The following is a 22,051-nucleotide window of genomic DNA, read 5'->3' as shown; positions in this document are numbered from 1 at the left end:
CCGTCCAAGGCCCGCTCTAGGCGGTTCCCAACGACACCTCCACCGCCGCCCGCTCGATGCATTGGACCCAGTCCTTGACGGCGGAGCCCCTCAACACGGCCGTGCCGGAGGTCACTTCGTAGATGAGTTGGAGGGTCCAGGACTCCGTGACCGTCAGTCCATTGGGGGCTACCGCCGAGGCGGACCCGTTGAATGACCGTGTCGCGGCGTTCCATTCCCCCATCACGGTGAAGCCGTCCGGCGCGACGAAGCCGATCTGCGCCTGTTCCCCGCTGACAGCCCCCTTCATGACGGTGAAGGGTACGGTGACCGGCTGCCAGGCACCGCTTCCACAGGTGTTTCCCTCGTCCGTGAACAGGATCTGCACCGGGCCATCGAGGCTGTAGCAGCGCACATCGAGCCGCACCTCGCCCGCGCGTGCGTCTACGTTCCCGTCTGGACACGCCGCCGCCGGGACGCCGGCTACGCGCACCGCATAGGTTCCCGCGGAAGGCAGCTCCACCCGGAACTGTCCCTGCCCGTCGGTGGTGCCCGCGTAGGTGCCACCGCTGCCGACGAAGCTGAGCGTAGCATTGGGGAAGTCGACACCGTCCAACTGGAGTACTCCGACGAAGCTGAGGAAGTCCGCAATGAGCGGTGAGTCCGAGCACGCTCCGATCCCGAAGGACGCGAGAACGAAGGCGCCTGCAAGGGTCCATCGACGGGCGCGGGGGTGGATGCCGATCGAGTGCGCGGGCCAAGCGGTCATGGGAGGCCTCCCGGTGGCTGGCGTTGCTGGTTGCCGAGCCGTCGCACCACGAGCGGCTCTGAACGCAACGCCGGGAACCGGCGCCAAACCGGTCACCGGGGTCGCCCGAGGCTCGGGTGGGGGAGGCCTCCGAAGGTCCGGGGGGCGAATGGGAGCGCCTGCTACGTCTCTTGCGAACGGATCAGGGAGGCGATCCGCAGGGCCCGTTGCACGAAGCCCGTGAGATCGGCGGGCTTCGCGCGCGCGGTGCGGAACAGGAGCGCGCCCGCCACCGCTTCCGCCTCGACCTCCTCCAACTCCAGCTGCTCGAGCAGCCGCGGGTGGAAGGTCCCTCGAATGGCGGTTTCGTCCTCGCCTTGCAGCAGGTAGCGCTTGGAGAAAGAAAGATGGGAATGGAAATCGATATCGCCGCCGCTCAGTCGATCGAGCAACCCCTCGCGACGCAGACGGAACGTGGGCACGCCGAATCCGGACCAGCGGAGCCGGAGCCCGGAGAGCATGCTCACCTCGCCGGCCACGGAGACGTTGAGGTCGAACAGCAGGACGTCGAACCCGTCGCTCGACCCTCGAAAGAGCCGGGTCACCTCACCCCCGCTGCCGAACCCGAAGAGGTCGGAGGCGAGCAGCGTGCGTGCCTCGGCGCGCTTGGCTGCCGGGTCCGGCGTCAGACCTAGAGAGCGGGCCACCGCTTCGACGTCGTCGTCGCGTCGACGCTCGTGGCGGCCCCAGGCAGCGACGGCCCCCCAGATCAGGCCGCCCGCCAGGGCGAACGAGAGCAGTACGGCAAAGACGATGAGCATGAGCGGGTTGCGTGGGCGGAGACGGGTCCTCGTCCACCACGCGTAGCCCGCGATCCGCGGGGCTCACGCCACACGTCCACGACGGGGTTGGGGCCCGCGCCCCCGCCCACTTCAGGACTGCTGCGCGTCGCCTCCCGCCGGGTCGAGCAGCTCCAACGTGGCGAGCGCCATGACCTTCGCCGACGTGACCATGTCGGCGACGGCGCACGATTCGTCCGGTTGGTGTGCCTGCTCCAGCGCCCCCGGTCCGTAGGCGACGCAGTGCTCCACGCCGGCGATGCGGGCCACGTGCTTCTGATCGTAGGTGCCGGGACTGGCCACGCGTCGGGCGGCACGTCCGACCACACTGGACACCGCAGCTTCCAGCGCCCGAATCACCGGTGAGTCGTCCGGCGCGCGCGTGGGCTCCACCACCAGCAGGTCCGTGAGCTCGTAGCGCCGCTCGGGGTCTTCCGCGCAGAGGCGGTCCAACACGCCCTGCACTTCGGCGCGCACGTCCTCGATGCGCTCTTCGGGAAGAAAGCGCCGGTCGAAGACCGCTTCGGCGCGGTCCGCCACGCAGGGGCTCTGCCGGGGGATGTCCGAGCCCGACTCCGGGTCGATCTGGCCGCCCTGGATGGAGTTCACGTTGAGCGATCCGTGGCGAGCGCCCTCCGGCACCACGGGCATGGTGGTGCTGCGCGCCTGGATGGCCGGGATCAGATCGCGCTGGACCGCCGCCAGCAGCGCGGCGAGGTCGTCGATGGCACTCCGTCCCAGGAACGGCATGCTGCCGTGGGCGATGTGTCCGAGCGCTGTGATGCGGAACCAGTAGACGCCGCGGTGGCCGACGCAGATGCGGTCCACGCCGAACGGCTCCGGGATGATGACGTACGTGGGCCGCTGCCCCCCGATGCGCCCCAGCTCGGCCAGATGCGCCACTCCCGCGAACCCGCCGCTCTCCTCGTCCACGGTGCCGCTCACCTCCATGCGGCCGGGATGGTCGGGGAAGGCGTCGCGCACCGCGGCGGCCGCGTAGAGGGCGGCGGCCAGTCCTGCCTTCATGTCGGCGCTGCCCCGCCCGTAGAGCCGTCCCTCCCGGATCAGCCCGCCGAACGGATCGACGGTCCACCCGTCTCCGGCGGGCACCACGTCGAAGTGGCCGTTCAGATGCACGCAGGGTCCGCCGTTTCCGCCCAGGCTGCCCAACACGTTGATGCGGGGCCACTCGGCCGTGTGCTCGGGACGCCCCTCGGCCTCGAGCAGCTCCACCGCGAAGCCCAAGTGCCGCATCCGTTCGGCCAGCAGCTCGGCGCAGTCCTGGTACCGCTCCCCTGGAGGGTTGATGGTCGGGATCCGCACCAGCTCCTGAGCCAGCGTCACCATGGCGTCGGCGTGCGCGTCCACGGCGGCCAGTACCCGAGCGGTGCGCGCCGAGCGGCCTTCGCTATGTTGGGGCGGCTGGACGCGGCTCATGCCCGCTGGGATCCCTGGGAACGGAGGCGGAGGATGATCGGTTCGCGCGCGCTCACGGCGTTGGCGCTGGCCGCCGGGTTGCTGCCCGGGGCGTGCTCGGCGCAAGGCGCCACGGGTGCGGACGAACATGTCCTGGTCGACGGCCTGGAGCTAGGGCACTACACGCTGACCGGACGTCCCACCGGGTGCACGGTGATCCTGGCACGCGAGGGCGCCACCGGTGGCGTGGACGTGCGCGGCGGCGCACCCGGCACGCGTGAGACCGACCTGCTCGACCCGGTCAACACGGTGGAGAAGGTCAATGCCGTGTTCCTGTCCGGTGGGAGTGCCTACGGACTCGACGTGGGCACCGGTCTGATGCGCTGGTTGGAAGAGCGGGATATCGGGTTCCGCGTGGGGACGGGCGTGGTGCCCATCGTGGTGGGGGCCATCCTGTTCGACCTGGGCGTGGGAGAGGATTCCTCCATCCGGCCGGGCGCGGACTGCGGCTACCGTGCGGCGGACGCTGCTTCCGCCCGCGGAGCGGAGCAGGGCAGCGTGGGCGCCGGCGCGGGCGCGACGGTGGGCAAGTCGCGTGGTATGGCGGGCGCCATGAAGGGCGGCATCGGCATCGCCTCCATCACGCTGCCGAGCGGGTTGCAGGTGGCGGCGGTGGTGGCGGTCAACGCGGTCGGCGACGTGGTCGATCCGGCCACCGGAGAGGTGGTCGCGGGCGTGCGCGGCGAGGACGGCCGGCTGCTCGATGCGCGTAGCCTGCTCAGACAGGGTGCCACGCCCGTGAGTGGCGCGGCGGCCAACACCACCATCGGACTCGTCGCCACCAATGCCACGCTCACCAAGGCGCAGGCCACCAAGGTGGCGCAGATGGCGCAGGACGGGTTGGCACGCGCCATCTATCCGGCCCACACGCCGAGTGATGGAGACGCGATCTTCTCGCTCGCGACCGGCCGTCTCAGCGGCGACGCGTCCGTGTCCACCATCGGCGCGTTGGCAGCGGATATGGTGACCGAGGCCATCCTCTCCGCCATCCGGCAGGCCACGGGGCTTCCCGGGCTGCCCGCGGCCTCGGAGCTGGCGCAGTCGCGGTGATGACTCGATGAGCGTCCAGGTCGGGCTGCTGCTCGCCTACGCGGCGGCGCTGACGGCGTTGGGTGTCTGGATCGGCCGGCGCGTGAAGGGCTCGGGCGGCTTCTTCGTCGCCGACCGCAAGCTGGGCGCGCTTCTGCTGTTCTCCACGATCCTGGCGGCCAACATCGGCGCGGGCTCCACGGTGGGCGCCGCCGGACTCGGCTACCGCGACGGACTGGCCGCCTGGTGGTGGGTGGGCTCGGCCGGGATCGGTACGCTGGCGCTGGCGTGGTGGGTGGGGCCGCGCATCTGGCGCGTGGCTACCCAGCAGGGCCACCTCACCGTGGGCGACTTCCTGGACGCGCGTTACGGCCCGTCGGTGCGTGGGCTGATCGCGGTGCTGCTCTGGCTGGGCACGTTGGCGGTGCTCGCGGGCCAGCTCATTGCCATGGCGGAGATCTTCGACGTGGTGGGCGGTGCGCCGCGCTGGGTGGGCGCGTTGGTGGGTGGCGTTGTGGTCACCGCCTACTTCGCGGCGGGCGGGCTGGTCTCCTCTGCCTGGGTGAACCTGGTGCAGCTCGTGGTCCTGGTGGTCGGCTTCGCCGTCGCGCTGCCCTGGGCGTTGAGCGGGGTGGGCGGGTGGGCCGGCCTGGTGGCGTCGGCACCGGCGGACGCGCCCGACTACTTGCACTTCTGGCAAGGAGGCGGATCCGGTTGGATCTACCTCGCGCTCCTCGGCCCCGCGTTCATCGTCTCGCCGGGGCTGGTGCAGAAGGTCTACGGAGCGTTGGACGAGCGGGCCATCAAGCTGGGGCTCACCGCCGCTGCGGTCGCGCTGATGCTGTTCGCGTTCATCCCGCCGCTGCTCGGCATGATCGCGCACGCGCACGATGCCGGGTTGGTCCGTAGAGAGCAGGCGCTCCCCTTCGTGCTGACCCAGGCGCTGCCCCCCGCGCTCGGCATGATGGCACTGGCCGCGGTGTTCTCCGCGGAGGTCAGCTCGGCGGACGCCGCGCTGTTCATGCTTTCCACCTCGCTCTCCAAGGATCTCTACAAGCGCTTCGCCCGACCGGACGCGAGCGACGCCGAGGTGCTGAAGGTGGCCCGCCTGGCTGCGACCGCGGGCGGAGTGTTGGGCGTGGCGCTGGCCATCCTGTTGCCCTCTGTGATCACCTCCCTCACGCTCTTCTACTCGCTGCTCAGTGTGAGCCTGTTCGTTCCGGTGGTGGCTGGTCTGCACACGCGCCGCCCTGGTGTGGAGGAGGCCCTCTCCGGCATCGGCGCCGGCATCGCCGCGCTGATCGCCGTGCGCTTGGCCGCGCCCGCGGGGGCGTCGGCCTGGATGGATCCCACGCTCATCGGCATCGTCACGTCCGCCGTCGTGTTCCTGCTCGTCGCTCGGTTCCGCACAACTGGAAGGAGAAGCACCGCATGAAGGACCTGTTTCGCATGGACGGCCGCACCGCGGTGGTGTTCGGAGCCGGAGCCGGCATTGGCGAGGCCATCGCGGAAGGCGTGGCCGCGCAGGGCGCTTGGGTCCTGTGCGCGGACCAGCACGAGGACGCGGCCCGGCGCACGGCCGAGCGCATCGGCGCGTCGGGCGGGTCCGCCGGCTGGCGCGCCGTGGACGTGATGGATTCGGCGGCCGTGGCCGAGACCCTGGCAGACGTGCGTCGCGAGCGTGGCTCCCTGGACGCCGTGCTCAGCACACCCGGCGTGAACGTGCGCAAACCCCTGCTCGACTACACCGACGAGGAATTCGACCGGGTGATCGGACTCAACCTCAAGGGCGGCCTCAACGTGTTGCGCGCCGCCGGTCGTATCATGGCCGAGCAGGGCTCCGGAAGCATGGTGTTGTTCTCGTCCATCCGTTCCGTGGTGGTGGAGCCCGGGCAGGGGGTCTACGCGGCCACCAAAGCGGGCATCGTGCAGATGGTGCGGGCCCTGGCCGCGGAGCTGGGCCCCAAGGGCGTGCGTGTCAACGCCATCGCGCCTGGCGTGGTGGACACCCCGCTGACGGCGCCCATCAAGTCCAAGCCGGCGTGGTACCAGGCCTACGCGGACCGTTCCATCCTGAAGCGCTGGGCGCGGCCCCAGGAGATGGTGGGGCCGGCCGTGCTGCTGGTCTCCGACGCGGGCAGCTACATCACGGGCAGCGTGCTGTTCGCCGATGGCGGCTGGACCGCGGTGGATGGACGCTTCGATCCGGGGCTGTAACGGATGCGGATCGTATTGCTTCCTGGTGACGGCGTGGGGCCCGAAGTCCTGGACGCCGTGCAGCTCGTGCTCGAGGCCGTGGCGAGCGATGCGTCGGTCCAGACGCTCCCGATCGGGTATGCCGCCATCCTGTCGGAGGGCGGTGCCCTACCGGACCGCACGTTGGAGGGCTGCCGCGCCGCGGACGCCATTCTGCTCGGCGCCGTGGGCGATCCGCGTGAGGAGGGCCTCCCGCCCGCCCAGCAGCCGGTGGCCGGTCTGCTGCGCCTGCGGCGCGAGCTGGGCTGCTATGCCAACCTGCGCCCCGTGCGCGTGCCCGAGGCGCTGCTCCAGTTCTCCCCATTCCGCGCCGACGCGGTGCGGGGAACCGATCTGATCATCGTGCGCGAGCTCACGGGTGGCCTCTACTACGGCGAGCCCCGCGGCATCGAGCCCGACGGCAGCTCCGCCTGGAACACCATGCGCTACAGTGTGGAGGAGATCGAGCGCGTGGTGCGACTGGGAGCGGAGCTGGCCGATGGACGACGCGGCCGCCTCACCTCGGTGGACAAGTCCAATGTGCTGGAGGTCTCCCGTCTCTGGCGCGACGTGGCCAACCGCGTGGCGGACGAGTTCCGGGACGTGCACTTCGAGAACATGCTGGTGGACCGCACCGCCATGGAGCTGGGCGTGCGGCCCACCCACTTCGACGTGTTGGTCATGGGCAACCTGTTCGGCGACATCCTGAGCGATCAGGCAGGCGCCCTGCCCGGCTCACTCGGGCTGTTGGGCTCGGCCAGCCTGGGGGGTGTCACCGACCTGTACGAGCCCGTGCACGGCTCCGCGCCCGACATCGCCGGGCAAGGCGTGGCCAATCCAGCCGGGATGATCCACTCCCTGGCGCTCATGCTGCGCTATTCCTTCGCGCGCGAGGATGCGGCCCAGGCGGTGGAGCAGGCGTTGGACCAGGCCTTCGCGGACGGGTTCCGCACGGCAGACCTGGTGCCCCGCGACGGAGAGGCCCAGCGGCGGCCGGTGCCGTGCGCAGCCTTTGCGCAGGCGGTGGCCGAACGCATCGAAGTCGACTGAGTCTCGGGTGGCCGCCTCGTTGGAGGACCGGATCCGCGAGCAGGCCCGCCTGCTCGGCTTCAGCGCGGCTGGGATCGCCGACGTGCAGCCCAGCGCACACCGGGAGGCGTACGAAGACTGGGTGGCCGCCGGCCACCATGGAGAGATGGCGTACCTCGAACGAGAGGACGCCCGCCAGCGCCGCTACGACCTGAGCAGGACGCTGGACAGTGTGCGCTCGGCCATCGTGGTGGCGCACGACTACGGCGACCCTGACGGAGGGGAGGTCGCGCCCGCGGATCGGGCCATCATTGCCCGCTATGCCCGCGGTCGAGACTACCACAAGGTGATGAAGGCCAAGCTGCTGGCGCTTCACCGTTGGTTGGAGCAGGAGGTGGGCGGCACGGTCGCGGGCCGCGCCTACGTGGACACGGGCCCTTTGCTCGAGCGCGAGCTGGGCCTTCGGGCCGGGCTCGGTTGGTTCGGTCGCAACACCATGCTGATCCATCCGCGCCGTGGCTCGTACTTCTTCCTGGGCGTGTTGCTGGTCGTCCTGGAGCTCGAGCCGGCTGCGGAGCCGGTGCGCGACCACTGCGGGACGTGTCGGGCCTGTCTGGACGGATGTCCCACGGGCGCGCTGCTGGGCCGAGACGAGCACGGCGCACCTCGCATGGATGCGCGGCGCTGTATCAGCTACCTGACCATCGAGCACCGCGGACCGATTCCGCTCGAGCTACGCTCCGCGATCGGCAACCGCGTGTTCGGGTGCGACATCTGCCAGGAGGTGTGCCCGTTCAACGTGCGGTTTGCCGGGAAGACGTCGGAGCCTGCCTACGCGGCGCGAGGGCCCGCAGAGCGGCCGTTCGGTGTCGAGCCGCATGCGGCCGGAGACCTTGCCGCGGCAACGCGGGGGCGCGGGCACGCGCTTCCGGGCACCGTGGCCCCGCCGCTGGTCGACCTCCTGCGCATGACACCGGAGCAGTGGGATGCGTTCACACGGGGCTCCGCCATCCGCAGAGCCGGGTACACGGGGTTGCGGCGGAACGCAGCGATTGCGATGGGGAACTGGCTTGCCAACAGTGACCGACCCGACCCGGAGGCGGTGAGCGAGCTGGTGGCGGCGCAGTCGGATGCGGACGGGGTGGTGGCGGAGGCCGCAGCGTGGGCCTTGGCGCAAACAGCATAGTCCACACACACACAGGACCAAAATGAACGAGCCGCTGGACGAGATCGCCGTGCGGGTGCTCGGCGCCCTGATGGAGAAGGAGCTCGTCACTCCCGATAACTATCCGCTCACGCTCAACGCCCTGGTGGCGGCCTGCAACCAGACCTCGAGCCGGGATCCGGTCATGTCGCTGGACGAGGAGACCGTGCGCCGCGCGCTGGAGCGCCTCTCCAAGCGGTCGCTCGCACGGGGGATCCACCGGGGCGCTCGCGCGATGCGGTACCGCGAGGAGATGGGGGAGCGGCTGCATCTGCACCGTCCCGAGCTGGCCGCGCTCTCCGTGTTGCTGCTCCGTGGCGCGCAGACGGCGGGCGAGATCCGGACCCGCACGGCCCGGGCGTTCGAGTTCGTGGACCCGAGCCATGTGGAGATCACGCTCGACTCACTCGCAGCCCTGGATCCACCGCTGGTCACCGCACTCCCCAAGCGGCCAGGGCAGAAGGACGTCCGCTACATGCACCTCCTGGCGGGTCCCCCTTCGGAGGACGCTCCCACGGAGGAGGCGAGCCCAAGAGCAGGGCCCCGACCCCAGGAGGGGACTCCCGGCCGGACTCCTGCGCCCACCTCCTCGACGACCGACCGGGTCGAGGCGCTGGAGCAGGAGGTCGGCGCCCTGCGCGAGGAAGTGGCCGAGCTGCGGGCGGAGCTCCACGCCTTCCGAGAGCAGTTCGAGTAACGAGGCTGCCCTTGCACTCCGCTCCCTCTGTCCTTATACTGAACCATATGGTTCAATATAAGACGGCCCAGCTCGATGCCTCGTTCGCCGCGCTCTCGGATCCCACGCGACGTGGCATTCTGGAGCGGCTGGGGCGTACGGACGCTTCGATAACGGACCTTGCCGAGACGTTCCAGATGACCCTCACGGGCATCAAGAAGCACGTCGTCGTCCTGGAGCGGGCGGGGCTCGTTACGACGGCGAAGGTTGGGCGCGTGCGGACCTGTAGGCTGGGCCAACGCAGGCTGGAGGCGGAGACGGCCTGGATCGAGCGCTACCGTCAACTCTGGGTCGAACGCTTCGACGAAGTGGACAAGATCGTTGACGAGCTGAAAGAGAGGGAACAGTCGATGCACGCAAACCGAGAACGTGAGACATCCCCATGAAGAACCCCACGACCCTGGAACGAACCTCTGAGCGTGAGCTCGTCATCACCCGTACGTTCAACGCCCCCGCGCGCGTGGTCTTCGAGGCATGGACCAAGCCTGAGCTGCTCAAGCGTTGGTGGACGCCGAAGTCGTTCGGGATATCGTTCGTGTCTTGCGAGGCCGATGTCCGTACCGGGGGGACCTACCGCTTCGTGTTCAGTCACCCCGACTTCGAACAGCCCATGGCGTTCTTCGGTCGGTACGTCGAGGTGACGCCTCACTCGCGCATCGTCTGGACGAACGAGGAGGGCGCCGACGGTGCCCTTACCACTGTGACCTTCGAGGAAAAAAGCGGCACCACACTCCTGGTCCTGCACGAACTCTATCCCTCGAAGCAGGCCCTCGACGACGCGATCGCATCCGGAAGCTCCGGCGCGGCCGGCGAGCAGTTCAACGAGCTGGACGAGGTTCTAGCCACGTTGGTGAGCTCATGAGCACCGGCCAGGCCCCCTGTCGAGAAACGGGCCTGCCGTTCGACGTGTACGTAGGAGGGCAGGCGCCCTCCCCGTGCCGATGGCGGCCGGCCGATCTGCCCGCACTGGACCTTCACTCCGGATAGACCACCATGCGGTATGCCTTCCGTTCGCTGCTCAAGACGCCCGGCTTCTCGGCGCTGGTCGTGCTCACGCTCTCGCTCGGGATCGGGGCCACCACCGCCGTGTTCTGCGTCTTCCGCGGGGTGCTCCTGCGGCCGCTTCCCCACGAAGGCGGCGACCAGATCGTCTACGTACAGCAGTCGGCGGCCCGAGCGGGGATGGAGGACGTGAAGTTCTCCGTGCCGGAGATCATCGACTTCCGTGAAGGCGTCGACGCCCTGGACGAGATCGCCGAGTACTCGGCCATGCCGTTCACGATGCTGGGGACCGACCGGCCGACTGAAGTGCAAGCGGGCGTGGTCAGTGCCAATTACTTCGACGTGATGGGCCTGAGCCCGGTGCTGGGCCGGGTGCTGGGCCCGGGAGACTCCGGCGCCGCCGCAGACCCCGTCATGGTCCTCACCTGGGATTACTGGCGCCGTGCCTTCGGTCAGGACCCGTCCGTCCTGGGGCGCAGCGTGGAGATGAACGGTCGCTCCACCACCATCGTCGGTGTGGTGGAGCCCGCGCCCGCGTTCCCCGGCCAGACGGACGTGTTCGTGAACATCGTCACCAGTCCGCACCACATGGGCGCGGAGATGGTGCACGGCCGTTCCCACCGGATGGACGACGTGTTCGGGCGACTGGCACCGGGCTCGACCCTCGACGCGGCCCGCAGCGAGCTGGAGCTGGTGGCCACCCGGATGTACGCCGACTACCCGGACAACTACGATCCGGCGGCGGGCTACGAGTTGAGCGTCACCCCACTGCGCGAAGCGCTGGTGTCCAAGGCGCGCATCACGCTCTATCTGCTCATGGCAGCGGCAGGTCTGTTGCTGCTGGTGACCTGCGCCAACGCGGCCAACCTGGTGTTGACTCGCAACCTGCGCCGCGACCGCGAGTTCGCGGTCCGCTGGGCCCTGGGGGCCGGACGCGCGGGCCTGCGCCGCATCCTGCTCACCGAGTGCGGCATCCTGGCGGGGGCGGGTGCAGTGCTGGGGTTGGGGTTCGCCTACCTGGGGCTGGGCCTCCTGGTGAGCTTCGCGGGTCGCTTCACCACGCGGGCCAGCGAGATCCAGATGGATCCGGTGGTCCTGATCTTCACCACCTTGGTGGCGTGTCTGGCGGCGGTGGCGTTCGCCTTCGCGCCGGGGCTGGGCGGCCAAGAGGGTGGTGCCGCCCTCACGCGCTCGGGCACGCGCACCACACGAGGCGGTCGTCGACTGCAGCGTGGGTTGGTGGTCGCGCAGGTGGCGGCCAGCGTCACCGTGCTGACCGCAGCCGGGCTCCTGGGGCGCACGCTCCTGGTGCTCAACGCCGTGGATCCGGGCGTGAAGGTGGAGAACACGCTCACGCTGGAGGCGCCGTCCACTCTGGAAGGCCAGGTGCCCGACCAGGTCGTGGCGCTGCAGGAGGAGATGGCGCGGCGCATCGCCGCGCTTCCCGGCGTGCAGAACGTGGGGGTGGGCCTCAGCGTTCCGCTGCGCGGCAACCAGGTGAAGCTGGAGATCAAGGCGGAGGGGCGGCCCGTTGCGCCCGGTGAGCCCATCCCGCTGGCCGAGTACCGCACCGCCACCCCCGACTTCTTCGACGCAGCCGGCATGAGCATCCTGACGGGCCGCGGGTTTGCTGCGACAGACGAAGCGGGCAGCGCGCGCGTGGCCATCATCAACCAGGCGCTCGCCGAGCGGCTGTTCGGCGACGACGACCCCTTGGGTCGGCGGGTCACCTGGACCGGAGAGGTGCTTTCCGCCATCGGCATGCAGGAGGACTGGCGCACGATCGTGGGCGTGGTGAGCAACACCCGCGACGACGGTCCGGACCAGCCACCGCCTCCCACCCTGTACCAGCCCCTCACCCAGAACGACCTGGCCTACTACCCGGGCGCGTTCGTGATCCGGGGTGAGGGAGCGCCCGCGCTCGGCGCCGAGGTGCAACGCATCATCAACGAGATGGCACCGGCGGCGCCGGTGTTGCGCATCGCCACGCTCGAGGAGATCCGCCAGGAGAAGATCGCCGCCGAGCGCCTGAACACGTTCCTGGTGGGAATGTTGGGGCTGGTGGCGCTGGTGATCGCCGCCGTGGGGTTGGCCGGTGTGCTTTCCTTCCTGGTGAGCGAGCGCACCGCCGAGATCGGCATCCGCATGAGCCTGGGAGCAGACGCGCGCCAAGTCCTGGGCATGGTGCTCTGGGATGGCGCTCGCCTGCTGCTGGCGGGCAGCGTGCTGGGCCTGCTGGGTTCGCTGGCGGTGACGCGCCTTCTGCAAGGACTGCTCTACGGGACGGAGGCGGGCGACCCGCGCACGCTGGGGGTGGTGCTGTTGGTGATGGCGGCGGTCGGCTTGATGGCCACGGCCGGCCCGGCGCTGCGCGCGGCGCGAGTGGATCCGCTGGTGGCCATCCGGCAGGAGTGACGGGCCTCGGCTCGGTACGTCCTAGTCGTTCTCGCCCTCGCTCATCGCCTCGCGCAGCCGCGCACGGCGCGCCATCAGCATGGGCGCGCCCAGGCTGGCCGCGGCCAACACCCAAAGCGTGATGGCGATCGGAGAGCTGAACAGGATGCCCCAGTCGCCACCGGACAGGAACATGGCGCGGCGCAGGCTCTTCTCCATCAGCGGGCCCAGCACCAGACCCAGAATCACGGGCGCCAGCGGCATGCCCGCCTTGCGCATGGCATACCCCACCACGCCGAAGCCCGTCATGAGCACCAGATCGAACGCACTCTGGTTCACGGCGTAGACGGCCACGAACGAGAGCGCGGCCACGGCGGGCAGGAGGAACCAGCGCGGCACCGTGAGCGCGCGGACGAAGACGCCCACCAGGGGAAGGTTGAGGAGCAGCAGGAAGACGTTCCCCACGTACATGGATGCGGCCAGGCCCCAGAACAGGTCCGGCTCCTCGGTGATGAGGAGCGGACCGGGCGTGACGCCCAACCCAAGGAGCGCGCCCAACAGCACCGCGGTGGTGCCGCTCCCGGGCACACCCAGCGTGAGGAGCGGGATCATGGCTCCGTTGGCAGCCGCGTTGTTGGCCGACTCGGGCGCGGCCACACCACGGATGTCGCCCTTGCCGAACGTCCCCTCCCGGTCGGACACCCGCTGCTCGGTGGAGTAGGCGAGGAACGATGCGATGGTGCCGCCGGCGCCGGGCAACACGCCCACCAGGAAGCCGAGCACGCTGCCGCGGATCATGGCTCCCAACGACGTGACGAACTCCTTCATGGTGATCATCACGCGACCAAAGGAGCTGGTCACCGCCTGGCCGCGGTCGGTGTCCTCCAGCAGCTGCAGCACCTCGCTCACGGCGAAGAGACCGATGGTCACCACCACGAAGTCCATCCCGTCCAGCAGCTTGATCTGCCCGAACGTGAAGCGGGGCACCGAGCTGTTGGGGTCGAGCCCCACCGTGGCCAGCAGAAGGCCGAAGGCCGTGGCCGCCAGACCCTTGATCAGCGTGCCACTCGACAAGCTCGAGAGCGCGGCGAAGGCGAAGACCATGAGCGCGAAGTATTCGGCCGGCCCGAAGCGGATGGCCCACTCCGCCAGCAGGGGCGCGAAGAGCACCAGAAAGAAGATCGAGACGGTGCCACCGAAGAACGACGCGATGGCCGCCATGGCCAGCGCCGGCCCGCCCCGCCCCTGTCGGGTCATGGCGTTGCCGTCCAGCGCCGTCACCACCGCCGATGCCGTACCCGGCACGTTGAGCAGGATGGTGCTGATGGAGTTGCCGTACTGGGAGCCGTAGTAGATCCCGGCCATCAGGATGAGCGCGGACTCCGGGCTCATGCCGGTGGCGAAGGTGAGCGGGATGAGGATGGCGATGGCGTTGATGGGACCGATGCCCGGGAGCATGCCCACGAACGTGCCCACCAGCACGCCCACGAAGGCCAACAGCAGGTTCACCGGCTGGAGCGCTACACCGAAGCCCCCCACGAGGTGGGTCAGCGCATCCATAGGGCCTCCCACACGCTGCCCAAGGGAAGGTCGAGCCCCAATGCCCACACGAAGAGGTACCAGAGCACAGCGGAAAGCGCCGTGGCGGCGCCCAGGCTCTTGAGCCAGGGCCCGTCGAAGAGCACGGAGAGCACCGTGACCGTCAGCGTGGTAGCCACCACGAAGCCCAGTGGCGCCAGCAGCGCAGCATACACGCCGAACATGGTCACCGCGCCGGCCATGCGCAGCAGCACCGCGCGCTGCGGCCAGCTTCCCGTGGTCCCCGGACGGGCCAGCAAAAGGATGCCTGAGACCACGAACACGGCTGCGGAGAGCAGCGGAAGGGCCTTGGGCCCCACCGGGTCGGTGAGGAAGAGGACGTTGAAGGTGGTGGCCTCGGCGCCTACGGCCAGTCCCAGCAGCACGAGCGTCAGACCCGTGACACGGTCGGTGCGTGTGGACGCCGTCACCGGATCAGTCCGATCTCCCGCGACATCTCGCGGAAGTCACGCACCTGCTGCTTCACGAACGCGTCGAACTCGTCGCCCACCATGGCGTACGGCTCCCAGCGGTTCTGTCTGCGGGCCGCCTCCCACTCGGGCGTCGCCGCCAATCGCGTGAAGACGTCCACCCATTCCCGGTAGCGCTCGTCGCTGATGCCACCCGGCGCGAAGAAACCGCGCCAGGTCACCCAGTCCACCTCCACGCCCGCTTCGCGCGCCGTGGCGACGCCTTCGAGGACGCCTCCCAGGCGGTGCGGTGCCATCACCGTGATCGGACGCATGCGGCCGGCTTGCACCTGCCCCAGGATCTCCGACACCTCGCCGCTGAACACCTGTACGAATCCACCGAGCAGGGCGGTCATGGCCTCGCCGCCACCGTCGAAGGGCACGTAGCGGATGGAGCGTGGGTCGAGGCCGGCCCGGTGGGCCAGCAGGAGCACCTTCATGTGGTCCTGACCCGCCGCGGCGCTTCCTCCGCTCACGGCGATGCTCGTGGGGTCGGCGCGCCAGGCGGCCAGCAGGTCGCCCAGGTTCTGCCAGGGAGCGTCGGCGGCGACCGCCAACACGCCGTACTCGGCTCCCACCGCGCCCACCCACCGGACATCGTCCTCGGTGAGGCGTCCCCACTGCCCTTGGCCGAGGAGAAGCGTGGTGCCGGGGCTGGCCGCGAACAGCACATCCGGATCTTCGTTGCGCTGGGCCACCGCGTGGGCGTAGGCCACGCCACCACCGGCACCGGGCATGTTCAGGGTGCGCACGGCACCCGGGCTCAGGCCCAGCTCTCCCATGACCAGACCCGCCGAGCGGCAGGTCCGGTCCCACCCGCCGCCGACATTGGCGGGGGCGATGCACTCCCAGCCGCGCGTGCCCCCGTTGGGGAGGCAGGCGGTGGCCAGGATGGCGAGCGCGGCGGCGACGCGGAGCCACGCGCGGGGGGATGCTCGCTTGGTCACGGTCTACCGATCGATCATGCGTTGCGAACCCTCTCCATAGCGGTGTCCTTGCACGGTGTTCCCAAGGTGCGTGTGTGCACGGTGCCCTCCTTCAGAAGTCCAACTCGGTCAGAAAGCGGTGGCTGACCCAGACGGTATTGGCCGATCCGGCGGGGTTGGTGGGCGGCCTGCCCTCCGCCGCTCTGTCGTTTCCTGCGTCGTCCCGCTCGATCAGGTACCGGTGCTGCGTCGGATCGTCCAGCGTGGTGAAGAGACGGGCCCAGTCGATCTGCCCTTTACCGACGTCGGTGAAGGTGAACCGTCGTCCGGCCGCGAGGGTGTTCGGTTTCGTTTCGCGGGGGCCGTCGGCATCGAACCTGAAGTCCTTGACGTGGAAGTACGGGAATCGATGCTGATGTTGCCTCACGATCCCATACACGTCTTCTCCCGCGATCGCCGTCCAGCCCAGATCGAGCTCGAACGCCACCAGGTCGGGGTCGGTGTCCTCCAGCAGGATCTCGAAGAGCGGCCGCCCTGCGACCCGCGTGAATTCGGCGTCGTGGTTGTGAAAGTAGAACTTGAGGCCGGCGGCGGATGCAGCGGCGCCCCACGCGTTCAGGGTCGCCGCGAACGCCCGGAAGCCGTCGCTGGTGAGCGGCACGTTGTAGTAGTGCCCGGTGCCGACGTACTCGAGGCCCAACTCCGTGGCTTCGGCGAAGATCTGGCTCCGTCCCGCCTCGTCGTACCATGGGTTGGCGCCGTCCATGGTGCGGGGGCCGAAGTGGTTGCCGACGATCTGGATGCCGTGCTGCGCGGCCAACGCGCGTAGCGCGCCCGGTGTGTGCCCCAGGAAGTCGCCCGCGAGCTCGATCCCGGTGATCCCGACATCGCTCAGCAGCTCCAGCGTGCCCTCGAGCCCCAGCCGGTCGGCGGGCAGCAGGTCACGCACGGTGTAGAGCTGCACTCCGATCCGCTCTGCCGGGAGCCGGGTGGCCGCCGGTGTGGGGACGCCACTCCCGGCGGCTTCGCCCCAGAGCTGCCCGGAGACCGCGCCCACGCCGGCGGTACCGAGCAGGCCGGCCAGGAAGCGACGGCGCGTGGTGATGGGTGGGCCTTCCATGGGGTCCGGCGGGCTCCTGAGGGTTGAGACCCTGCACTGCACGTCCAGCCGGCTGTGGTCGGCGGCCGGCGCACCTGGGCCGTTCCCCGAAGCCTACAGCAACTTCAGGTACTCCAACAGCGCGTGCCTCTCCTCGTCGGTGAGGGTCCGGAACTCGTGCCCCTGGTTGCCGCGGCCAGGCTCGCGTGTGTCGTACAGAAAGGGCTGTGACCACGGGACATAGTCCGCCGGATAGCCGTAGTCCCCCCGCGCGTCCACTTCGCCACGGATCCCGACGCGCTCCAGGTCCAGCGCGTGACCGCCCACCCAGAAACGCCGGGGCCGCTGCGCGGCGTGCAGCAGGTGCCAGAGGGTCGGCACCGACCCGTTGTGCAGGTAGGGGGCGGTGGCCCAGAGGCCCGCCAGGTCGGGCGCGACGTAGCCCCCATCGTTGAGCGCGTCCAGATAGCGGTCGTAGCCGCTGGCCTCCACGGTGGCCAACGCGAGTGAGTCTGCCGCCTGCCAGCGAACCGGATCGGTACCCATGCGATCCTGCGCGGTCAGTCGGTTGGGGTGCAGCACCAGTCGCTCCCGACGGCCCTCGCGCGCGTAGACCCCGTGACACACCGCGCAGTCGCGCTCATACACGGCGCGTCCAGCGGATGCGAGCGTGGAGTCGATCGGCCCCGGAAACGGAGGTGGCTGCAAGCGGTCGGCGAACTCGAGCACCTCCTCGACGGAGGGGATGGCGCGCCGGGCCACCTCGGGTTCGACGCCCTGCGTTCCCACCAGGAACAGCGAGGCGATGCCCGCCAGCTCGCGGATGTGACCGGGGGAGCGCTCCTCCCGGGTGAGCGGGCCGTAGCGCGAGCTGCCCGGCGGTGCGTAGGCCCCATCGGAGAGCAGGGTACGACGAAGCGTGGTGCCGGTCAGATCCGGCGGCGACGCCCAAGCGCGTTCGAGGGGGCGCGCGTCCTCGTGCGAGAGACCGAGCAGAAAGCGCAGCGATCCGACGCCGTTCATCAGCCCGGGTCCGCCGTTCTCGAAGGGAAGCAGACCGCCGAGCGTTGCCTGCCGCGCCTCCAGCGCGGCGCGCGCGTCGGGCAACACGTGCTTGCGGATCGTCGAGCGCTCACGGCTTCCCATGATCGGAAAGAGCGCATCCATGATCGCCAGCAGGGTGTCGGGCTCGGACAGCCCCTTCTGCAGCGCAGCCAGGGCATGGTCGGCGTACCCGCTCAGGTCGAGCGAGCTGTTGGGGAGGCCGAGCCACGCGTCCGCGGTAACCTGGCCGTCCGCCCCGTAGAGCGGACCCGCGTGACAGGCCGCGCAGCCCACGTTGGCGATCTCCAGCTCCACGGCCGGCAGGCCGCGCCGCGCCACCCCGGCCACCACGCCGAGCGGACGTTCCAGCCGGGGCTGCGGCCCTTCCCAGTTGGCGATGCGGCGGGGCGTCAGGAACCCGAACCGGCGAAGCACGGCCTCGAGCGTCGCGGTGCTGACGGGGGCGCCGGCGCTGCGGGCCTGCTCGAGCACCAGGGCGGCGCCCACCACCTTCCAGGGCAGTGCGTAGGTGTCGAGCACATCCGTGGTCAGACTGCCGAAGTCGTCGAACACGAAGCGCACCTGACCGCGCACCTCAGCGGGCGCGTGCGCGTAGGCACCGGTTCCGCCCAACGACTCCATTCCCGTCGCGTCCGCTTCCGCGTAGCCACGCAGGAAGCGTCCCGGGACCGAGCAGCCGGAAGCGGCGAGCGCTGCGCACAACAGTGCGCGAACGACAGGAGACGATCCTCGTGCATGCATGTCAGATCGACCTCCGGAAGAGCGCGAGGCGGTGGAGCGGCTCCGCACCGATCTTCTCCATCTGCCGGAGGCTGGAAGGATTGGTGTCGGAGATCCAGGTGATGCCGAGGTCGGTATAGCCGGCCCGCTGCATGGCGCTCAGCGCGTGGTACAGGAGCAACCCCGCCAGACCCCGATTCTGCATCTCGGGCACCACGCCGCCGAAGATCAGCGAGGCGCGCGTCCTGCGCGCGCGGTAGCGCAGGTAGTGGAGGGGCGTCGTCCATCCGATGCGGGAGCGCGTGGCGCGCAGCAGCGGATAGACGTCGGGCAGACACACGATCACGCCGCAGGCCTGGTCGTCGAGATGGGCCAGGAAGCTGATACGGGGGTCGTAGATCGAGAGCATCGCTTCTGCCTGAAAGCGGAACTCGGCCTCCGTGAGCGGCACGAACAGCGGATTCTGCGCGAAGGAGCTGTTGAGCAGGGCTCGCGTAACCTCCATCGAGCTCCGGAACCGCCGCCGGCCGACGGCGGAGAGGCGCAGGTGCCCGTCGTCCAGGAGCGCGCGCTGACGAGGCCCCAGCAGGTCGGCCGGTTTCACGGCACGCAGGTCCAGGTGCCAGCTCGTCATCGGAAAGAGCCCTTCGAACCCATTCTCCCGGAGCAGCGCCGGGATCCAGGCAGGGTTGTGCTGCTGCGCCAGGAAGGGCGCGTGCTCGTGGCCGTCGATCACCACACCCATCTCCTGCATGGCCGTGAGATTGAAGTTGCCCACGATCTCGTCGCAGCCGCGCTCGCGCAGCCAGTCGCTGGCCGCGTCGAGCAGGATGCGAGCGACCTCTCCCTCATCGGTGCAATCGAAGAACCCGAACGAGCCGCGACGAAGTCCGTAGCGTTCATTCGCGGCACGGTGCACGTGTGCCGTGATGCGACCCACCGCCTCGTCTCCGCGCAACGCCGTGAAGTAGGTGATGTCGTCGGGTCCGGTGAACACCGGATTCGCGGCGCCGTCCAGCATCTTCCGCAGTTCGGAGCGGAGCGGTGACGTGGTAGGACACGCCGCCGGGTATTGGCGGAACGGAACGGAGAAGAACCCGTCGAAGTCCCGGGCGCGAAGGCGTAGCGCACTCATCGGGTTGCCTCCTGGCCAGAGAAGGGAGGGTGGGCCGCCAGGGCCCGGTAGGCGAACCACGTGCGCAGCCGGCTCCACCAGCCGCGGCCCGGCCGCTGGATGCGGCCGGACCAGAGATCGAGGAAGTAGCCCGCCGGTCCGGCTGCGCTCGGTCGCCCCAGGAGGGCCTGCACGGCCTCGAAGGCCATGAGGGTGCCCGCGGAGATCACCACCGGTGCGTAGGAGCTGCGCGCCCGCGTGCCTTCCAGGATCTCTCGGACCACCTGGGCGTCGATGCGCTTCAGGCTCGAGGTGTGAGCGATGACGAACGCGATCTCCCGGAGGAACGAAGCGCGCACGTGCTCCGGCTCGATCTGCGCGAGCGGCAGCGAGGCGGTGGGATAACGCAACCGCTGCTCGGGCCGGGGATCGCGGGGTGTGACCACCGTGACCGAAGGCAAAGGGGACGTGTAGGCGTCCACGACGGTGGCACCGCGACGGCCCGCCTCGCGGTAGAGGGCGATCGCAGCACGGAGATCGTCCATGCCGTTCACCACCACCGGGCAGCGGGTGAGCAGGGCAGGGAGGTGCTCCACCCAGTCCGCGCCCACGATCTCGACATCCAGGTCGGGATTGATCTTGAGCAGCGCGTCCGCGGTGGCGTAGGTCTTCTCACGCCCGATCGTTTCGGTGGTGGCGAAGACCTGCCGGTTGAGGTTGGAGGCCTCGAAGCGGTCCGGATCGGCCAAGGCGATCCGTCCGAGCCCGGCCCGCACCAGCGACTGGGCCGCCGCGCCGCCCATTCCGCCGACGCCACAGACGAACACGGCGGAGTCGCGCAGACGAACCTGCTCCTGCGCGCTCAGGAAGCCCGCGTTGCGGACGGTCATCTCCGCGTAGGCCACGGCGCTCATCGGGCCACTCCCGACGGTCGGTGCACGCGCGCGACCGCTGGAAGGGAGAAGGGTGCGACCCCTCGACGCGCGCTGCGGTGTGCCCGGCGCAGTAGGCCGCGTAGGAGCCGAAGCGACAACAGGCCCGCGCGGGGAAGACTCAGCGAGCCCACCTGCAGGAAGTCGTCTCCGCGCTCGTAGTCCAGGTGCTCCTGGCAATAGTGGTTGACCGTGCTGTCGCGGTGGGCGGCGCAGGCGGAGAAAGGCTTCTTGAGGCCGTCCGACCCGCCCGTGTAGGCGTTGCGGATCACGAAACGCTCCGGATCGAAGACGGCGTCCGCCCCGACGCCGAAGACGGCCCGATGCTCTGCCATCAGCGCGGTGGCGATGTCCCGGTGCGGGATGCGGAGCGCGGGGCGAACCCCGGGCGCGGGAACCACGTCGTGCAGGTTGTGGGCGAACATCCCGATCGCCGCGGGAACCTGGGACACGTTGGTCACCCAGAGGCGGCGAAAGCGGTTGCGCGCGAAGGCCAGCAGCGCGGGTGCCCCGTAGAGCGCCAACGAGAGCCCGGCGCGCCGGTGCCGCGGCACCAGCATGCTGAGCCCGGTATGGAGGATCCTCTGGCAGCGGCCGCCCAGCTCCACGTCCAGCAGGAACATCGCGTTGAATCCGATGGGCTCTCCGCTGTCACGGCGGACCAGCAGCGCAATCAGGGCGCGCTCCAACATCCCGGGTGCTCCCGAGAGCACGCCGTAGCGGAGCACGTCCGGGCCCGCGCAGCGGTCGGCGACCGTGCGCAGGTCGGCCAGCAGCGCGTCGCGCTCGCCGGCCTCCATCCACAGCCCCGGCCTCTCGAACAGGTGGAGCTGGTGGCTACGCCCGATCCGTACGTCCAACTGCACGCAGCGGGGAGGGTGGGGAAGACGTCTCATGGGGTGCGACTCCGGTCGGGGGCAATCCTCACTTCGAGGATACCGGAGGGGGGTGACCGGGTCGGTGGCCCCGGTGACGTACAGGAGGGGGCGGAATGACGTACGGAGGCCCGGTGGGCTGCGCTGCCGGCCCTCGCCCCTTCCTTGGCGGTCAGAATCAGTATATATATGATTTCATATCGATATTGACCGCTACCAAGCGGCCCCCAAGGCCGAAGCGCGGCGGTGCATCGTGGAACGGCGACCGGACGGGGGCTCGACCATGGATTCCAAGACCTTCCACATCCTACTGGTGCTCGCCGGTGGTCCTCTGCACGGCTACGCCATTCGGCGAGAGGTCGAAGAGCGCACCGGGGGGAGCCTCAAGCTCTGGCCGGCCACGCTCTACGGGGCCCTGCGCGAGCTGACCGAGTCCGGTTGGATCGAGGAGGTCGCCGGCGCCGCCACCGAAGAGGATCCCCGCCGGCGCACGTTCGGCCTCACCCCGCACGGCCGGCGCGCCCTGGCCGCGGAAGCGGGCCGACTCGAGGAGCTTGCCCGTCTGGCCCGTGGGAAGCTGGCGGAGGGGCCCGCGTGAGCG

Annotated in this window: 21 protein-coding genes; 10 read left to right on the top strand and 11 right to left on the bottom strand. The window is 69.8% G+C overall.

Annotated elements, in window-relative coordinates; translation table 11 throughout:
* Positions 1-16: 16 nt before the first annotated feature.
* From R3E10_15855 to R3E10_15845, 3 genes are all read right to left on the bottom strand, one after another.
* Complete coding sequence (locus R3E10_15855; GenBank protein ID MEZ4417229.1) at positions 17-748, bottom strand: hypothetical protein; 732 nt, start codon at positions 746-748, stop codon at positions 17-19.
* A 161-nt stretch (positions 749-909) separates the two neighbouring features.
* The gene (locus R3E10_15850) at positions 910-1,548 is read right to left on the bottom strand and encodes a hypothetical protein (protein ID MEZ4417228.1); all 639 of its coding nucleotides are present in this window, start codon (positions 1,546-1,548) and stop codon (positions 910-912) included.
* A gap of 111 nt (positions 1,549-1,659) precedes the next feature.
* Positions 1,660-3,003 carry an acetylornithine deacetylase/succinyl-diaminopimelate desuccinylase family protein gene (locus R3E10_15845; protein ID MEZ4417227.1) on the bottom strand — a complete coding sequence of 448 codons (1,344 nt, stop codon included), beginning with the start codon at positions 3,001-3,003 and terminating at the stop codon, positions 1,660-1,662.
* Positions 3,004-3,036: 33 nt separating this feature from the next.
* Between R3E10_15845 and R3E10_15840 the strand changes: the two genes are divergently transcribed.
* From R3E10_15840 to R3E10_15800, 9 genes are all read left to right on the top strand, one after another.
* Positions 3,037-4,092 (top strand): P1 family peptidase, encoded by a 1,056-nt coding sequence (locus R3E10_15840; protein ID MEZ4417226.1) that lies wholly within the window; start codon positions 3,037-3,039, stop codon positions 4,090-4,092.
* 7 nt (positions 4,093-4,099) lie between these two features.
* Positions 4,100-5,506 carry a sodium:solute symporter family protein gene (locus R3E10_15835; protein ID MEZ4417225.1) on the top strand — a complete coding sequence of 469 codons (1,407 nt, stop codon included), beginning with the start codon at positions 4,100-4,102 and terminating at the stop codon, positions 5,504-5,506.
* Complete coding sequence (locus R3E10_15830; GenBank protein ID MEZ4417224.1) at positions 5,503-6,288, top strand: SDR family NAD(P)-dependent oxidoreductase; 786 nt, start codon at positions 5,503-5,505, stop codon at positions 6,286-6,288. The genes R3E10_15835 and R3E10_15830 overlap by 4 nt, the downstream gene beginning before the upstream one ends.
* A 3-nt stretch (positions 6,289-6,291) precedes the next feature.
* On the top strand, positions 6,292-7,356 hold the full coding sequence (leuB, locus tag R3E10_15825) for a 3-isopropylmalate dehydrogenase (GenBank protein ID MEZ4417223.1): 1,065 nt from the start codon (positions 6,292-6,294) through the stop codon (positions 7,354-7,356).
* 7 nt (positions 7,357-7,363) lie between these two features.
* Positions 7,364-8,521 carry a tRNA epoxyqueuosine(34) reductase QueG gene (gene queG / locus R3E10_15820; GenBank protein MEZ4417222.1) on the top strand — a complete coding sequence of 386 codons (1,158 nt, stop codon included), beginning with the start codon at positions 7,364-7,366 and terminating at the stop codon, positions 8,519-8,521.
* Between the two features lie 22 nt (positions 8,522-8,543).
* On the top strand, positions 8,544-9,236 hold the full coding sequence (locus tag R3E10_15815; protein ID MEZ4417221.1) for a YceH family protein: 693 nt from the start codon (positions 8,544-8,546) through the stop codon (positions 9,234-9,236).
* 47 nt (positions 9,237-9,283) lie between these two features.
* On the top strand, positions 9,284-9,661 hold the full coding sequence (locus R3E10_15810) for a metalloregulator ArsR/SmtB family transcription factor (GenBank protein MEZ4417220.1): 378 nt from the start codon (positions 9,284-9,286) through the stop codon (positions 9,659-9,661).
* Positions 9,658-10,137 (top strand): SRPBCC family protein, encoded by a 480-nt coding sequence (locus R3E10_15805; GenBank protein MEZ4417219.1) that lies wholly within the window; start codon positions 9,658-9,660, stop codon positions 10,135-10,137. The genes R3E10_15810 and R3E10_15805 overlap by 4 nt, the downstream gene beginning before the upstream one ends.
* A 131-nt stretch (positions 10,138-10,268) precedes the next feature.
* Positions 10,269-12,692: an ABC transporter permease gene (locus R3E10_15800; GenBank protein ID MEZ4417218.1), complete on the top strand. Its 2,424-nt coding sequence runs from the start codon at positions 10,269-10,271 to the stop codon at positions 12,690-12,692.
* A 21-nt stretch (positions 12,693-12,713) separates the two neighbouring features.
* Here R3E10_15800 and R3E10_15795 read toward each other — a convergent pair whose 3' ends face one another.
* The 8 genes from R3E10_15795 to R3E10_15760 form a co-directional block, all read right to left on the bottom strand.
* Positions 12,714-14,231, bottom strand: a complete 1,518-nt coding sequence (locus R3E10_15795; protein MEZ4417217.1) for a tripartite tricarboxylate transporter permease — start codon at positions 14,229-14,231, stop codon at positions 12,714-12,716.
* A complete protein-coding gene (locus R3E10_15790; protein MEZ4417216.1) occupies positions 14,219-14,680 on the bottom strand; it encodes a tripartite tricarboxylate transporter TctB family protein in 462 nt (153 codons plus the stop codon). Before R3E10_15790 ends, R3E10_15795 begins: the two co-directional genes overlap by 13 nt.
* Positions 14,677-15,666, bottom strand: coding sequence for a tripartite tricarboxylate transporter substrate-binding protein (locus R3E10_15785; protein ID MEZ4417215.1), 990 nt, complete (start codon positions 15,664-15,666; stop codon positions 14,677-14,679). Before R3E10_15785 ends, R3E10_15790 begins: the two co-directional genes overlap by 4 nt.
* A gap of 91 nt (positions 15,667-15,757) precedes the next feature.
* Positions 15,758-16,765 (bottom strand): sugar phosphate isomerase/epimerase, encoded by a 1,008-nt coding sequence (locus R3E10_15780; protein ID MEZ4417214.1) that lies wholly within the window; start codon positions 16,763-16,765, stop codon positions 15,758-15,760.
* 93 nt (positions 16,766-16,858) lie between these two features.
* Entirely contained in the window at positions 16,859-18,550 is a 1,692-nt protein-coding gene (locus R3E10_15775) for a hypothetical protein (protein ID MEZ4417213.1), read from the bottom strand.
* 1 nt (position 18,551) lies between these two features.
* Entirely contained in the window at positions 18,552-19,664 is a 1,113-nt protein-coding gene (locus R3E10_15770; GenBank protein ID MEZ4417212.1) for a GNAT family N-acetyltransferase, read from the bottom strand.
* Positions 19,661-20,557, bottom strand: coding sequence for a ThiF family adenylyltransferase (locus R3E10_15765; protein MEZ4417211.1), 897 nt, complete (start codon positions 20,555-20,557; stop codon positions 19,661-19,663). The genes R3E10_15770 and R3E10_15765 overlap by 4 nt, the downstream gene beginning before the upstream one ends.
* Positions 20,554-21,471, bottom strand: a complete 918-nt coding sequence (locus R3E10_15760) for a hypothetical protein (GenBank protein MEZ4417210.1) — start codon at positions 21,469-21,471, stop codon at positions 20,554-20,556. The genes R3E10_15765 and R3E10_15760 overlap by 4 nt, the downstream gene beginning before the upstream one ends.
* A gap of 262 nt (positions 21,472-21,733) precedes the next feature.
* Between R3E10_15760 and R3E10_15755 the strand changes: the two genes are divergently transcribed.
* Positions 21,734-22,048, top strand: coding sequence for a helix-turn-helix transcriptional regulator (locus tag R3E10_15755; protein ID MEZ4417209.1), 315 nt, complete (start codon positions 21,734-21,736; stop codon positions 22,046-22,048).
* Positions 22,049-22,051 lie beyond the last annotated feature (3 nt).

It is taken from the genome of Gemmatimonadota bacterium (genome assembly GCA_041390105.1).
GTDB lineage: Bacteria > Gemmatimonadota > Gemmatimonadetes > Longimicrobiales > Gaopeijiaceae > JAGQIF01.
Note: the sequence above shows the minus strand (reverse complement) of the source record. Positions and strands in the feature narration are given on the sequence as shown.

Coding starts and splice junctions, on each gene's coding strand:
- R3E10_15755 (MEZ4417209.1), top strand. CDS start 21,734: ATGGATTCCAAGACCTTCCACATCCTACTGGTGCTCGCCGGTGGTCCT.
- R3E10_15855 (MEZ4417229.1), bottom strand. CDS start 748: ATGACCGCTTGGCCCGCGCACTCGATCGGCATCCACCCCCGCGCCCGT.
- R3E10_15760 (MEZ4417210.1), bottom strand. CDS start 21,471: ATGAGACGTCTTCCCCACCCTCCCCGCTGCGTGCAGTTGGACGTACGG.
- R3E10_15765 (MEZ4417211.1), bottom strand. CDS start 20,557: ATGAGCGCCGTGGCCTACGCGGAGATGACCGTCCGCAACGCGGGCTTC.
- R3E10_15805 (MEZ4417219.1), top strand. CDS start 9,658: ATGAAGAACCCCACGACCCTGGAACGAACCTCTGAGCGTGAGCTCGTC.
- R3E10_15840 (MEZ4417226.1), top strand. CDS start 3,037: ATGATCGGTTCGCGCGCGCTCACGGCGTTGGCGCTGGCCGCCGGGTTG.
- R3E10_15780 (MEZ4417214.1), bottom strand. CDS start 16,765: ATGGAAGGCCCACCCATCACCACGCGCCGTCGCTTCCTGGCCGGCCTG.
- R3E10_15815 (MEZ4417221.1), top strand. CDS start 8,544: ATGAACGAGCCGCTGGACGAGATCGCCGTGCGGGTGCTCGGCGCCCTG.
- R3E10_15770 (MEZ4417212.1), bottom strand. CDS start 19,664: ATGAGTGCGCTACGCCTTCGCGCCCGGGACTTCGACGGGTTCTTCTCC.
- R3E10_15830 (MEZ4417224.1), top strand. CDS start 5,503: ATGAAGGACCTGTTTCGCATGGACGGCCGCACCGCGGTGGTGTTCGGA.
- R3E10_15810 (MEZ4417220.1), top strand. CDS start 9,284: ATGGTTCAATATAAGACGGCCCAGCTCGATGCCTCGTTCGCCGCGCTC.
- R3E10_15850 (MEZ4417228.1), bottom strand. CDS start 1,548: ATGCTCATCGTCTTTGCCGTACTGCTCTCGTTCGCCCTGGCGGGCGGC.
- leuB (MEZ4417223.1), top strand. CDS start 6,292: ATGCGGATCGTATTGCTTCCTGGTGACGGCGTGGGGCCCGAAGTCCTG.
- R3E10_15775 (MEZ4417213.1), bottom strand. CDS start 18,550: ATGCATGCACGAGGATCGTCTCCTGTCGTTCGCGCACTGTTGTGCGCA.
- R3E10_15795 (MEZ4417217.1), bottom strand. CDS start 14,231: ATGGATGCGCTGACCCACCTCGTGGGGGGCTTCGGTGTAGCGCTCCAG.
- R3E10_15835 (MEZ4417225.1), top strand. CDS start 4,100: ATGAGCGTCCAGGTCGGGCTGCTGCTCGCCTACGCGGCGGCGCTGACG.
- R3E10_15845 (MEZ4417227.1), bottom strand. CDS start 3,003: ATGAGCCGCGTCCAGCCGCCCCAACATAGCGAAGGCCGCTCGGCGCGC.
- R3E10_15800 (MEZ4417218.1), top strand. CDS start 10,269: ATGCGGTATGCCTTCCGTTCGCTGCTCAAGACGCCCGGCTTCTCGGCG.